The sequence below is a fragment of the Brachybacterium sp. EE-P12 genome (assembly GCF_003711805.1).
GTDB lineage: Bacteria > Actinomycetota > Actinomycetes > Actinomycetales > Dermabacteraceae > Brachybacterium.
Map to the genome: position 1 here is coordinate 39,190 of NZ_QXCP01000005.1, position 13,692 is coordinate 52,881.

A 13,692-nucleotide genomic window follows, 5' to 3' on the forward strand; every position below is an offset into this window, starting at 1 on the left:
GGCCCGCCCCGTGCACGAGCACGGCGTGCAGGGGCTGTCCGTCGAGAGGAATTACGTGGAACTCCTTCCCATCCTGCTCATCTTCGCCGTGATGATGCTGCCCCTGCTCTTCCTGTCCAACCGGCAGCGCAAGGCGCAGGCGAAGCAGCAGGAGCTGGTCAAGCAGCTCGGTGTCGGTGACGAGGTGCGCACCCACTCCGGCTTCTACGGCCTGATCGTCGAGTCCTACGACGACGTCGTGGTGCTCGAGTCCGAGGACGGCACGCAGACCAAGTGGGCCCGCATGGCGATCGCCATGTCCGTCGACCCGATCGAGCCCGCGGACGGCGAGACCCTCGAGGGCGAGACGGCCGAGGACGCGCAGGACTCCGCATCCTCCGACCAGATCCCCGGTGTCACCGTGACCGACGAGGACCCGCGCGAGGACGGCACCGCCCGCGATCGCTGAGCCCCCGCGCCCAGCGCGCCGCGCACCCGAGTGCGCACGACAGCGCGGGGCCTCCTCGCCCCGCGCACCCCTCCCTGGCCCGTCGTCCTGAGGAACCCCCACCATGCCCGCACGCCGCATCGCCCTGGCGACCCTCGCGGTGCTGATCCTGCTGCTCGGCGGCGGGATCGGCGCCGGGGTCTGGAAGGGCGGCTGGCAGGCCGCCCCGAAGCTCGCCCTGGATCTCGAGGGCGGCACCCAGGTCATCCTCCAGGCCCAGTCCCGCGACGGCTCTGCCATCGACGCGACGGCCATGGAGCAGGCCCGGCAGATCATGAGCCAGCGCATCAACGCGATGGGCGTGGCGGAGACCGAGATCACCGTCCAGGGCGGCACCAACATCGTCATCGACGTGCCCGGCCAGATGGACCAGGAGACCTCCGCGGCGATCCGGCAGACCGCCGCGATGTCGTTCCGTCCGGTCCTCGGGGTGGTCGCCCCCGAGGCGGAGGGCGACAGCGCCGCGTCGGACGGCGGCGGCGAGGCCCCCGACGGCGGCGGAGAGGCCTCCGACGCGGGCGGCAGCGGTGACGACGAGGCCTCCACGGCCCCCGCCGATCCGTCCCAGCACCTCTTCGACGGCGCGCTCAGCGACGACTCCTCGCTCGCGCCCTCGGCCTCCTCCACCTCGGAGGGCGAGCTCGCCCATCCGGCCTGGAGCATGGACTGGATGACCCCCGAGGTCCAGAACGAGCTGATGAGCGCCGACTGCGTGGACCCCGCGGCGCAGCAGGAGAGCGCCGCCCGCGCTGCCCCCGACGAGCCGATGGTCGCCTGCGCCCCGGACGGCAGCGCGAAGTACCTGCTCGGCCCCGAGGTCGTCGCGGGCTCCGCGATCGAGGGCTCCTCCGTCGCCTCCGACGTCACCCCCACCGGGCAGCCCACCGGCTACTACGTCGTGAACATGTCCTTCGACGACTCGGCCGCGCAGTCCTTCTCGACGATGACCAGCGCGCTGTACAACGGCGAGGGTGCCACCGCGGCCTTCGGCATCGTGCTCGACGGCATGGTCATCTCCGCTCCCGAGGTCCAGGAGCCCTCCCCGGGCGGTGAGGCCTCGATCTCCGGCAACTTCAGCCAGGACCAGGCGACCCAGCTCTCCGACCAGCTGCGCTTCGGCGCGCTGCCGCTCGAGTTCGAGGTCGCCTCCGAGCAGCAGATCTCCGCGACACTCGGCGCGGACCAGCTCGAGATGGGCCTCGTCGCAGGGCTCATCGGGCTGGCCCTGGTGGTGCTCTACGCGGTGGGCCAGTATCGCCTGCTCGCGGCCGTGACCACGTCGAGCCTGCTGATCATGGGCCTGCTGACCTACGGCACGCTCACCGTCCTGTCCAACATCCCCGAGATCGGCTACCGCTTCTCGCTGGCCGGGGTGGTGGGCCTGATCGTCGCGATCGCCTTCACGGCGGACTCCTTCATCGTCTACTTCGAGCGGGTGCGCGACGAGATCCGCGAAGGGCGCGGAATCGCCGCGGCGGTCGACCACGGCTGGGACCGCGCCAAGCGCACCATCCTCGCCTCCGACTCCGTCAACGTCATCGCGGCCGTGGTGCTCTACCTGCTCTCCACCGGCGGCGTGCGCGGCTTCGCCTTCGTGCTGGGCCTGACCACAGTGCTCGACCTCGTGGTCGTCTTCCTGTTCACCCACCCCGTCCTGCAGGCCCTCGTGCGCACCCGCTTCTTCGGCAAGGGTCATCCCTGGAGCGGTCTGGACCCGGCCCGGCTCGACCGAGACGTGCCCGCCTACGCCGGTCGCGGCCGGGTGCGCGTCGGCGAGGAGCGCGGTCGCGGCGCGGGGAACGGTCGCGCCGCGAGGAACGGCCGCGGCCGCCGCGGAGCTGACGACGCCGAGGCGGCTCCCGTCCGCGAGCCGATCGCCGTGCGCCGCGCCCGTGAGGCGCGCGAGGCGCAGGCGGCAGCCGCCGCGACCGGCGACGGCGCCGCCGCGCCACGGGACGGCTCCGCGGACGCGCAGCAGCCCACGCCCGCCGAGCCCGACGGACCGACCGAGGACACCGACGAGACCGAGGAGCAGGGCCGATGAGCGCGACCTTCGCCACGTTCGGCAACGACCTCCATGCGGGGCGGCGCGTCCTGCCCATCGTCACCAGGCGCCGCACCTGGTATCTGCTCGGCCTCGTGATCGTCGTGGTGCTCGGTGCCCTCGCGGTCCTGCGCGGCCCGAACTTCGGCATCGAGTTCACCGGCGGCTCCGAGTTCCAGGTGGCCGGGGTCGCCGACACCGAGCAGACCACGGCGCGCGATGTCGTGCGAGAGCACCTGCCCGACAACGAGCCGAAGGTCACCCAGCTCGGCAGCGACACCCTGCGGGTGCAGACCGAGCAGCTCGACTCGGAGCAGACCGCCGAGCTGGCGGGCGAGCTCGCCGCCGCCTACGACGTGCCGGCCGACGCGGTCTCCACCTCGTACATCGGTCCCGTATGGAGCGGCGACGTCACCACGAAGATGGCCCGTGGCGTGGTCGTCTTCCTGGTCCTGGTCGCCGCGATGATGGCGCTGTACTTCCGCGACCTCAAGGCCTCCGCCGCGGCGATGCTCGCGCTGGGCCACGACATGCTGCTCACCGTCGCGGTCTACGGCGTGGTGGGCTTCGAGATCACGCCCGGCACGGTGATCGGATTCCTGACGGTCATGGGCTACTCGCTGTACGACACGATCGTCGTCTTCGACAAGGTCCGGGAGAACACGGCCGACCTCACGGGGCAGAGCAGAAGCACCTATGCCGAGCTGGTCGAGCTCGCGGCGAACCAGACCCTGGTCCGCTCGATCAACACGTCCGTCGTCGCGCTGCTGCCGATCGGGTCGATCCTCGCCATCGGCGCCTTCCTCCTCGGGGCCGGCACGCTCAAGGACATCTCGCTCGCGCTGTTCATCGGCATCATCGCCGGCACCTACTCCTCGATCTTCCTCGCCCCCGGCCTGCTGGTGGACTTCCGTCGCCGCGAGCCCGGGATCCGCGAGCACACCGCCGCGGTCGAGCGCTCCCGCGCCGGGCGGGATGACGACGGGGAGCCCGGCCGGACGGATCCCGAGCACGGCGCCCCCGCCGCGGACGCGCGGGGAGGGGACGGCTCCGATGCCGCGAGCACCGGCGGCACCGCCGACGGCGAGCCGGTGCGCCAGGACGCCGGCGGCCCCGCCACCACCCGCACTGCCCGGCAGCAGCCGCGCAGGACCACCCGACGCCGGCGCACCGGCAGGTGAGGAACCCGATGGACGACACCCAGCCCGCTGCTGCCCGGATCCAGGCGCTGCGCAGCACGCACATCGCCGAGTACCCGGACTTCCCGACCCCGGGCGTGCTCTTCCGCGACATCACGCCGCTGCTGCGCGACGCCGCGGCGCTGCGCGAGGTGATCCGCTACTGGACCAGCCTGCTGCCCGAGGGGATCGACTTCGTCGTGGGCACCGAGGCACGCGGCTTCGTGCTCGGCGCGCCGCTGGCGTACGAGCTCGGCGCCGGCTTCATCCCCGTGCGGAAGGCCGGCAAGCTCCCCGGCCGCCCCGCCGGGCTGAAGTACGACCTCGAGTACGGCAGCGCCGAGATCCAGATCCCGGAGAACTCGCTGCCGGCCGGAGCGCGCACCGTCGTCGTCGACGACCTGCTGGCCACGGGCGGCACCGCCGCGGCGACGATCGAGCTGACCAGGCGCTTCGACGTCGAGCTGCTGGGGGCGTCCTTCCTCCTCGAGCTCGAGGCGCTGGGCGGCCGGGAGAAGCTGTCCGGCGTCCCGCTGACCGCCGTGTGGAGCATCCCCGACTGACCTGCCCGGCGCGCTCGCCCGCTGACCTGCGTGGTGCCTCGGTCCGCTGCGCTCCGGCGCACCGGTCCGCTCGCCGGAGCGTGCGCGCCCATCGCCCGCCCGCGCGTAGACTGAGGCCTTCCAGACAGGGAGGTGTGCATGCAGGAGCGGACCGCATCCGAGCACGCCGAGGGTCGCAGCACCCCGGCGGATCAGACGACGCGCCCGCCCGCGGCCACGCCCTCCTCGCCCCGGACCCCCTCGACGTCGCCGCGCCGCTCCCGCTCGCGGCTGTCCTTCTTCGCCCCGCGAGCCGCCTCCGCGGTGGATCCGCTGCTGGCCCCGCTGCTGGAGACCATGACGGCGGTCAGTCCGAAGGAGAACCAGGAGCTCGTCCGCCGGGCCTACGCGGTCGCGGAGCGCTCCCACCGCGGCCAGACCCGCAGGAGCGGCGACCCGTACATCACCCATCCGGTCTCGGTCGCCACGATCCTCGCCGAGCTCGGCTCCCCGGCCGATGTCGTCGCCGCCGCGCTCCTCCACGACACGGTCGAGGACACCGACTACTCCCTGGACCAGCTGCGCTCCGAGTTCGGCGAGATCATCGCCGTGATGGTCGACGGCGTGACGAAGCTGGACAAGGTCACCTACGGCGAGGCCGCTCAGGCAGAGACGGTCCGGAAGATGATCGTCGCCATGAGCCGCGACGTGCGGGTGCTGCTGATCAAGCTCGCCGACCGCCTCCACAACGCCCGGACCTGGAAGTACGTGCCCGCCGCCTCCGCCGAGCGGAAGGCGAAGGAGACCCTCGAGATCTATGCGCCGCTCGCGCACCGCCTGGGCCTGAACACGATGAAGTGGGAGCTCGAGGACCGCTCCTTCCAGGTGCTGTACCCGAAGGTGTACGAGGAGATCGTCTCTCTCGTGGCGCAGCACGCGCCGGCGCGCGAGCAGTACCTCAGCACGGTCTCCTCCCAGATCCAGGAGGACCTCAAGAAGGCACGGATCAAGGCCGAGGTCACCGGTCGACCCAAGCACTACTACTCGATCTACCAGAAGATGATCGTGCGCGGCCGCGACTTCTCCGACATCTACGACCTGGTCGGGGTGCGGGTGCTGGTGGACACGGTCCGCGACTGCTACGGGGTGCTCGGCACGCTGCACGCCCGCTGGTCGCCGGTGCAGGGCCGCTTCAAGGACTACATCGCGCTGCCGAAGTTCAACCTCTACCAGTCCCTGCACACCACGGTGATCGGTCCCACCGGCAAACCGGTCGAGATCCAGATCCGCACGCGGGAGATGCATCGTCGCGCGGAGTACGGCGTCGCCGCGCACTGGAAGTACAAGGCGATGGCAGGCGGTCAGGGCGGTGCCGAGTCCGCCGCGATCTCGAACGACGCCGCCTGGCTGCGCCAGCTCATGGACTGGCAGAAGGAGACCACCGACTCCGGGGAGTTCCTGGACTCGCTGCGCTTCGAGATCAACACGCAGGAGGTGTACGTCTTCACGCCGAAGGGCGACGTGCTGGCGCTTCCGCAGGGCTCCACCCCGGTGGACTTCGCCTACTCGGTCCACACGGAGGTCGGCCATCGCACGATCGGCGCCCGCGTGAACGGGCGCCTGGTCTCCCTGGAGTCGACGCTCTCCACCGGCGACGTGGTCGAGGTGTTCACCTCGAAGTCCGCGGACGCGGGGCCGAGCCGGGACTGGCTCGGCTTCGTGAAGTCGCCGCGCGCCCGCAGCAAGATCCGCCAGTGGTTCTCGAAGGAGCGGCGCGAGGAGGCGCTCGAGCGGGGAAAGGAGGAGCTCGCCAAGGCGCTGCGGCGGCAGGACCTGCCGATGCGCCGACTGCTGACCCACGACACCCTCGCCACGATCGCCACGGAGCTGAACCTCTCCTCGATCGACGGGCTCTACACCTCCATCGGGGAGGGGCACACCGGCGCCCAGCACGTCGTCGAGAAGCTCCGCGCCTCCTTCGGCGGGTCCGACGGCGCCGAGGAGGACCTCGCCGAGATCACTCTGCCCTCGCGGGCACGGCGCCGCGGCAGCCGCCAGGAGCGTCACACCTCGGAGACCGATCAGGGCGTGATCATCGACGGCCACGCCGATCTGTGGGTCAAGCTCGCCAAGTGCTGCGCCCCGGTGCCCGGCGACCCGATCGTCGGCTTCATCACCCGCGGCTCCGGCATCTCGGTGCATCACACGAGCTGCACGAACGCGATCCAGCTGCAGGAGCAGCAGCCCGATCGGATGGTCGAGGCCACCTGGTCCGGTCGTCACAGCACCGCCTATCTCGTGCACATCAAGGTCGAGGCGCTGGACCGGCCCCGGCTGCTGACCGATCTCGCCCTGGTGATCTCCGAGCAGCAGGTGAACCTGCAGTCCGCCTCGGCGCAGTCGAACACCGACCGGCTGGCCACGACCTTCTTCTCCTTCGAGCTGGCTGACCCCTCCCACCTCCAGTCCGTGCTCGCGCAGGTGCGGCGGGTCGAGGGGGTCTACGACGTCTACCGGGTCACCGCGGACGGCCACCCCGTGGGCGCCGGCACCCCGCTCACCGCGAGCTGACGGGTCCTGCCCGCCCGTGCGGCCGCACCAGCGGTCGCGGTGCGCTGGATGGCGGGCCGACGCCGGAGCCGAGGATCCTCGCCAGGCGCTCCCGGGCGGCCTGCACCCCGGGATGACGGTGCAGGCGGTGCAGATGGGCGCGCACCTCCTCGGCCTCCACCAGGCCTGCCCGCTCGAGGCCGCGCAGCAGCGGGCGGGCCGTCTCCTCGGGGCTGAACCGCAGCAGGTCGACAGCGGTGCGCCGGGGCGTCGTGACCGGTGCGCCGCCCAGGGTGTCGATCTCCCCGGGTGCCAGACGGGCGTGGCGCTGCACCACCCCGGCGAGCACCCCGCGGTGGGAGGGGGAGAGCAGCTCGAGCGGTGCGGGCGGGATGCCGCCCAGATGCACCCAGGCCGCGGTCGGGCCGGCGATCACATGATGGGGCTGCAGATGCTCGCCGAGCGCGCAGCCGACGGCGAGCGCCCGCCGTACCGCGCTGTCGAGCAGGTCGGGCGGGAGGAAGATCCCCGGCCGCAGCCGGGCGAGCTCCCCGCGGCCCACCATCGCGGCCGTCGTGGGTGTCTCCTCCCAGCGCTGGAGGTCGCCGCCGAGGGCCAGGGCCAGCTCCGCAGCGTGATGGGACCAGGCGGCGCACAGCCCGATCGGACGTGCTGCGGAGGTGATCACCGGGGCCGGGGGAGGGTCCCACGGTCGAGCGTCCGGGACCTCGTCCGGCACTTCGTGACGTGGGCCGGCCGGTGCGTCGTGCGCGGTATCGGAGCAGGCGTGGGCGGTGGCAGCGGAGCGGGACGGTGTCGTCATGCTCCGACCCTCCCCGGCGCGGCCCCGCACGGCAATGCCCCGCCCGTCGCTGTGGACGGGCGGGGCATGGGGAGGGACGATGCGGCGCCGGGCGCCGGCCGGCCAGAGGCTCAGCCCAGGTCGCGGGCGGAGCGCTCGATCACGGCGAGCCACTCCTTGCGGGCCTCGAGCGCGGCCTCCGCCTCGGCGATCCTCTTCGGGTCGCCGCCCTCGCGCGCCTTCTCCAGCGCCTCCTCGTAGGAGGCGATCGCGGAGTGCAGCTGGGAGGACGCCCCCTCGACCCGGGCCCGGGTGCGGGGGTCGGTGCGGCGCCACTCGTCCTGCTCGGCGTTCTTCACGGCCCGCTCCACGGCGCGCAGTCGGTCGTCGATGCGCCGCATGTCCCCGCGCGGCACCTTGCCGGCCTCCTCCCAGCGATCCTGGACGGAGCGCAGGGCCGTCTTCGCGGCCTCGAGATCCTTGCCCGGGTCGATGGCCTCGGCCTCGACCAGGAGAGCCTCCTTGGCCTCCAGGTTCTTCCGCTGCTCGGCCTCTGTCTCGTGCAGATCGGCGTTGCGGGCGGCGAAGAACGTGTCCTGCGCGGCCTTGAACCGCTTCCACTGGGCGTCGTCCTTCTTGCGGGCTCCGCGGGGAGCGCGGCGCCACTGCTCCATCAGGTCCTTGTACGCGCGGACCGTCGGGCCCCAGTCGGTGGAGTCCTGCATCGCCTCGGCGCGGGCGATGAGCTCCTCCTTGTGCGCGGCGGCCTCAGCGTGCTTCTCGTCGAGCTTCGAGAAGAACTGCTTGCGCATCCGGTCGAAGGAGGCGCGGGCGGCCGAGAGCCGCTTCCACAGTGCCTCCTCGGTCGGGCGGTCGAGGTTGATGTCCTCGGACTGCATCTGCTTCCAGGTCGGGACCATCTGTCGCATGGTCTCCCCGGCGTTCTTCCAGGAGATCTGCTCCGGGGGCGTGGCGACCAGCGCCTCGATCGACTCGACGAACTCGGTGCGGCGCGCCGTCGCGGCCTCACGCTGCTCAGCCCGCTTCGCCTCGAGCGCCCGGATCTTCTCCTTCGCCTGCTCGCGCAGCTCCGACGCTCGGGCGCGGAGCGCCGGGATGTCGCCGACGACCTGCGGCTCCTTCATGTTCTTGCGCAGGTTCTCCAGGAGCCGGTTCAGCTCGTTCTGCGTGTGCTCGGGAGCGTTCAGCGTCGTGGCCGTGAGGTCGAGGAAGGCGACCAGGTCGAGATACGCCGAGGCGAAGGGCTCGAGCGCCGCATCGCGGTCGGTCTCCGTCGTGGTGCCGATCGTGCGCACCTGGGTACCGTCCTGGACGGTGACCGTGCCGTCCTCGGCCACCGCGCCGAAGGCCTTCGCCTCCGCGATCTTCTCGGGGTCGTGCTCGGTGATGGCCGGGGCGACCGGCAGCAGCGCGGCGGTGGGCTTCTTGCCGGCGAGCGCGGCGGGGGAGGGCGCCGCCGGACGCGGGGCCGACGGGGAGGGCGCGGCGGGCTTCGGGGTGGCCGGGGCCTGCGCCTCGGCGGTCTCGGCCTCGGCGGAGGGCGACGGCCCGTCGGCGGCCGGGGCCTGGGCGCCGGACTCGGGCACCTGCTCCGAGGTCGTCCGCTCGGCGTCGGCCGGTTCCTGCGGCTGCGGCTCGGCGGGCGCCTGCTCGGCGGATGCCTGCTCGGCCGTCTCGTCGACGACGCCGTCGGCCTCGGGGACGGAGGACTGGTCGGCGGGGAGGGGAGTCTCGGACTCGCTCACGATTGAGCTCCTTCGATGGGATCCGCTGCAGGGCGGGACACTGCCGCCACGAGGACGGCCGGGCTGTCGGGGCGCTCGCCCCGGCGGGACCGGGACGACCACGTCAGGGAACTCTACAGCGGCCCGCGCCCTCGGAGCGCCGCGTCCGACAGCGACGGCCCCGACAGGGGATAATGGGTGCGCCCCGCCGACGACCAGAAGGAAGTGCACCGCATGGCGAAGATCGCCGCCCTGTCAGGATTCCCGGAGTGGCTCCCCGCGGAGCGGCTCGTCGAGCAGCACGTGATCGACGTGTTCCGGGAGGTCGCGGAGCTGCACGGGTTCTCCGGCGTCGAGACTCGCGCGGTCGAGCCGCTCGAGCAGCTCCTGCGCAAGGGCGAGATCGACAAGGAGGTGTACGTCCTGCGTCGCCTGCACGCCGAGGAGGGCGATGACGACGCCGGCGCTGACCGCTCGCGCACCCTCGGCCTCCACTTCGACCTCACCGTGCCGCTGGCCCGCTACGTGCTCGAGCACCAGAACGACCTCGCCTTCCCGTTCCGCCGCTACCAGATCCAGAAGGTGTGGCGCGGCGAACGGCCCCAGGACGGCCGCTTCCGCGAGTTCTACCAGGCCGATCTCGACGTGATCGGCCAGGACACCCTGCCCGGCCACGTCGAGGCCGAGGTCGCCATCGTGATGGCCGAGATCCTCTCGCGCCTGCCCCTGCCGCAGGTGAGCATCCACGCCAACACCCGCAAGCTGTCCGAGGGCTTCTTCCGCGCGATCGGCTTCGAGGACCACACCCCGGTGCTGCGCGCCCTGGACAAGCTGCCGAAGATCGGCGCGGAGGCCGTGCGCACCCTGCTGCGCGAGGAGGCCGGGGCCAGCGAGGAGCAGGCGGAGAAGGCTCTCGCCTTCGCCTCCATCCGCACCCGCGACGCCTCCTTCGCCCAGCAGGTCCGCGACCTCGGCGGCAGCGGCGAGACGGTCGAGGAGGGGATCGCGGAGCTCACCGCGGTCCTCGAACGGGTCGAGGCGGCCGTGCCCGGGATGATCCTCGCCGACCTGTCCATCGCCCGCGGCCTCGACTACTACACCGGCACCGTCTTCGAGAGCTTCGTCGCCGGGCACGAGTCGCTCGGCTCGATCTGCTCCGGTGGACGCTACGACCGCCTCGCGGCGGACAACCGTCACACCTACCCCGGCGTCGGCCTCTCCATCGGTCTCTCGCGCCTGGTCTCCCGCCTCGTCTCGGCGGGGATGGTCGCACCGAGCCGCTCGGTCCCGACCTGCGTGCTGGTCTCGGTCGCCGATGAGGAGCACCGCGAGCGCAGCGACGCCGCCGCCCGGGCCCTGCGCGCCCGCGGCATCCCGTGCGAGGTCGCCCCGACCGCCGCGAAGTTCGGCAAGCAGATCCGCTACGCGGACCGGCGGGGCATCCCCTTCATCTGGTTCCCCGGCGCCGAGGGCGCAGAGGGGGAGGTCAAGGACATCCGCAGCGGCGAGCAGACCGCAGCGGACCCCGCCGTCTGGATGCCGCCGGCCGAGGACCTGCGCCCCCGCGTCCTCGCCGCCGGGAACGGGCAGGACGCCTGAGACCCCGGCAGGCCGGGGCCACCGGCCGGCCAGGAGCGGATGAGCTGGCTCACATCACGGTGTCGGGGGAATGATCCCGGGGGCTGCGGCGTTCCACCGGTCATGGCTACGCTCACCCTGACCACCGAGAACCACGACAAGACCGTCGAGGACGGCATCGTCCTGATCGACTTCTGGGCGGGCTGGTGCGTGCCGTGCCAGCGCTTCGCCCCGATCTTCGAGGAGGCCTCGGACGCCCACGAGGACGTCACCTTCGCGAAGGTCGACACCGAGGACCAGCAGGAGCTGGCGATGCGCTATGGCGTCACCTCGATCCCGACCCTCGTCGCCTACCGCGAGGGCATCCCGGTCTTCTCGCAGGCCGGCGCTCTCCCGCAGTCCGCGCTCGAGGACCTCATCGGCCAGGTGAGGAACCTGGACATGGACGAGGTCCGCAAGGCCTACGCCGAGGCCCAGCAGCAGGGCTGACGCCGCCGCGACCCGAGCGCACGAGGAGGGCCCCGCCACCGGATGATCCGGTGACGGGGCCCTCCTCGTCGTGCGAGGCCCGGGTGCTCAGGCCTCGTCGCGGCGGTAGGGGCGACGCTTGCCCTCGAAGCGCCCGCCACGGTCGTCACGCCGCGGACGGTCGTCCCGGCGGAAGGGTCGCTCGCCGTCGCGGCGCGGTCCCTTCCCGCCGCGGGGCCCGCGATCCGGGCCGATGCGCAGCTCGCGCCCGCCGACCTTCGCCCGGGAGATCCGCTCCAGCTGCGTGGCGTCGAGGGAACCGCGGATCTGCACGAGGGAGAACGTGGGGAAGATCTGGATCTTGCCCACATCCTTGCCGTGCAGACCGCCCTCGCCCGTGATCGCGCCGACGATCGCCGGGGGACGGGCGCCGTGGGTGTGGCCCACGCCGATCTTGTAGGAGGTGTAGCCGCGCTCGGTCTGCTGTCCTTCCCGGCGCGGGCCCCGCTCGCGGTCGCCGTGGCGGTCCTCGCCCGACAGACGCGCGCCGGTGAACTCCTCGTCCTCGGTCGCGGCGCCGGGCCCCTCGTCGCCCACGGTCATCGCGCCGAGCACAGCGGCGAGCTCGAGCGGGTCGATCTCGTTCTCGGCCGACGAACTCGCCGATCAGCTCGCGGTACAGCTCGAGGCGGCCGCGCTCGATCCGCTCGGGGACCTGGGTGAGCAGCGCCGCGAGACGGTGCTTGGAGACGTCGCGGGGCGAGGGGATGTCCGCCTCGGCGAGGGTCTGCCTGGTGGCGCGCTCGATGTTCTTCAGCGCCCGGCGCTCGTGGGGGCCGATGAAGGTCAGCGCCTCGCCGGAGCGTCCGGCGCGACCCGTGCGGCCGATGCGGTGGACGTACGACTCCGCCTCCTTGGGCACGTCGAAGTTCACCACCAGACCGATCCGCTCGACGTCCAGCCCGCGTGCGGCGACGTCGGTGGCGACGAGCACCTGCAGGGACCCGTCGCGCAGCCGCTCGACGATCTTCTCGCGCTCCTTCTGCGGCACGTCCCCGCTGATGGAGGCCGCGATCAGGCCGCGGGAGACGAGCGCGGAGCCCACCTCCTCCGCGGCGGCGCGGGTGCGGACGAACACGATCGCCGCCTCGGCCGAGGACGTCGCCAGCACACGGGCCAGCGCACCGGTGCGGTGCTTGAACGGCACAACCGCGTAGGACTGGCTGACGCTCTTGACCGTCGAGGACTGCGGGGTGACGCTCACCCGCACCGGGTCCTTCATGTGGTCCTGGGCGACGCGCTGGATCGCGGAGGGCATCGTCGCGGAGAACAGCGCGACCTGCCGGGACGCGGGGGAGTGGGAGAGGATCTCCTCGACGTCCTCCGCGAAGCCCATGCGCAGCATCTCGTCGGCCTCGTCGAGCACCGCGAAGCGGATCGTGTCCAGCTTGAGGTTCGCACGACGCATGTGGTCCATCACGCGGCCCGGGGTGCCGACGACGACCTGCGCGCCGCGGGAGAGCGCACGCTCCTGCGGGCCGTAGGGCGAACCGCCGTACAGGGCGATCACGTCGAGCCCGCCGATGGCGGTGGCGAAGGAGGAGATCGCGTCGGCGACCTGCATCGCGAGCTCGCGGGTGGGGGCGAGGACCAGTCCCTGCACCTCGCGCAGGGAGGGATCGATCGCCGCGAGCAGCGGGAGCCCGAAGGCGGCGGTCTTGCCGGTGCCGGTCTGGGCGACGCCGATCACGTCGCGGCCCTCGAGCAGCGAGGGGATCGCCTGCGCCTGGATCGCGGAGGGGGTCGTGAAGCCGAGCTCGTCCACCGCGCGGCGCAGCGGCGCCGGCAGGTCGAGGTCGTCGAAGGAGGGGCCTGCCGGCGCCTCGGTCGCGGCGCTCCCCTCGGTGCTCTCGGTCACGGTCTCGGCGGTGATGTCGGACCCGGCGGGCTCGAGGACATCGGAGGCAGGGCGGGATTCAGTCATGGCGTCCTTACGACGGTCAGGGGGTTTCAACAGGCCCCAACAGGTCGCAGGGCGTGGATGCCCATACATTTCGCGCGACGAGGACCATGCGACGGCACGGCGCGGCTCGGGCGAACTCGGGCGGAGAGGACCTGCGCTCTCGCAGGTCGGACCGTCGACGAGTCTACGGGTGCGATCGCGCGAGCGACAGGGCGGCGGTGGCGAGATCCCTCACGCTGCGCGCTAGGCTGGGGTCTCCGCAGAGCCCGGCGCGAGGACCATCCCGGCTCCCCGCCCGGCGCGACCGTCCGCGTCGCAGGCCTGCGGAGCAATGA

The 13,692-nt window shown here is 72.4% G+C and carries 9 protein-coding genes and 1 pseudogene; 7 read left to right on the forward strand and 3 right to left on the reverse strand.

Annotation, left to right across the window (positions count from 1 at the left end; translation table 11 throughout):
- Positions 1–55: 55 nt before the first annotated feature.
- The 5 genes from yajC (at position 56) to D1648_RS07785 (ending at position 6,822) form a co-directional block, all read left to right on the forward strand.
- Positions 56–448: a preprotein translocase subunit YajC gene (gene yajC / locus D1648_RS07765; protein WP_122940403.1), complete on the forward strand. Its 393-nt coding sequence runs from the start codon at positions 56–58 to the stop codon at positions 446–448.
- A 103-nt stretch (positions 449–551) separates the two neighbouring features.
- Positions 552–2,531 carry a protein translocase subunit SecD gene (gene secD / locus D1648_RS07770; RefSeq protein WP_122940406.1) on the forward strand — a complete coding sequence of 660 codons (1,980 nt, stop codon included), beginning with the start codon at positions 552–554 and terminating at the stop codon, positions 2,529–2,531.
- Entirely contained in the window at positions 2,528–3,712 is a 1,185-nt protein-coding gene (gene secF, locus D1648_RS07775; protein ID WP_122940408.1) for a protein translocase subunit SecF, read from the forward strand. The genes secD and secF overlap by 4 nt, the downstream gene beginning before the upstream one ends.
- An 8-nt stretch (positions 3,713–3,720) precedes the next feature.
- Entirely contained in the window at positions 3,721–4,272 is a 552-nt protein-coding gene (locus D1648_RS07780) for an adenine phosphoribosyltransferase (RefSeq protein WP_122940410.1), read from the forward strand.
- A gap of 138 nt (positions 4,273–4,410) precedes the next feature.
- Positions 4,411–6,822, forward strand: a complete 2,412-nt coding sequence (locus D1648_RS07785; protein WP_122940412.1) for a bifunctional (p)ppGpp synthetase/guanosine-3',5'-bis(diphosphate) 3'-pyrophosphohydrolase — start codon at positions 4,411–4,413, stop codon at positions 6,820–6,822.
- Here the strand turns inward: D1648_RS07785 and D1648_RS07790 are convergent.
- Positions 6,809–7,489 (reverse strand): hypothetical protein, encoded by a 681-nt coding sequence (locus D1648_RS07790; protein WP_122940414.1) that lies wholly within the window; start codon positions 7,487–7,489, stop codon positions 6,809–6,811. The genes D1648_RS07785 and D1648_RS07790 overlap by 14 nt on opposite strands.
- A gap of 245 nt (positions 7,490–7,734) precedes the next feature.
- Positions 7,735–9,369: a DUF349 domain-containing protein gene (locus D1648_RS07795; RefSeq protein WP_122940416.1), complete on the reverse strand. Its 1,635-nt coding sequence runs from the start codon at positions 9,367–9,369 to the stop codon at positions 7,735–7,737.
- Positions 9,370–9,582: 213 nt separating this feature from the next.
- Here D1648_RS07795 and hisS point away from each other — a divergent pair, with 213 nt between their 5' ends.
- Complete coding sequence (gene hisS, locus D1648_RS07800) at positions 9,583–10,947, forward strand: histidine--tRNA ligase (protein ID WP_122940418.1); 1,365 nt, start codon at positions 9,583–9,585, stop codon at positions 10,945–10,947.
- Between the two features lie 102 nt (positions 10,948–11,049).
- Entirely contained in the window at positions 11,050–11,415 is a 366-nt protein-coding gene (gene trxA / locus D1648_RS07805; RefSeq protein WP_122940421.1) for a thioredoxin, read from the forward strand.
- Between the two features lie 87 nt (positions 11,416–11,502).
- Here trxA and D1648_RS07810 read toward each other — a convergent pair.
- Positions 11,503–13,378: pseudogene (locus D1648_RS07810) on the reverse strand (DEAD/DEAH box helicase).
- Between the last annotated feature and the right edge of the window lie 314 nt (positions 13,379–13,692).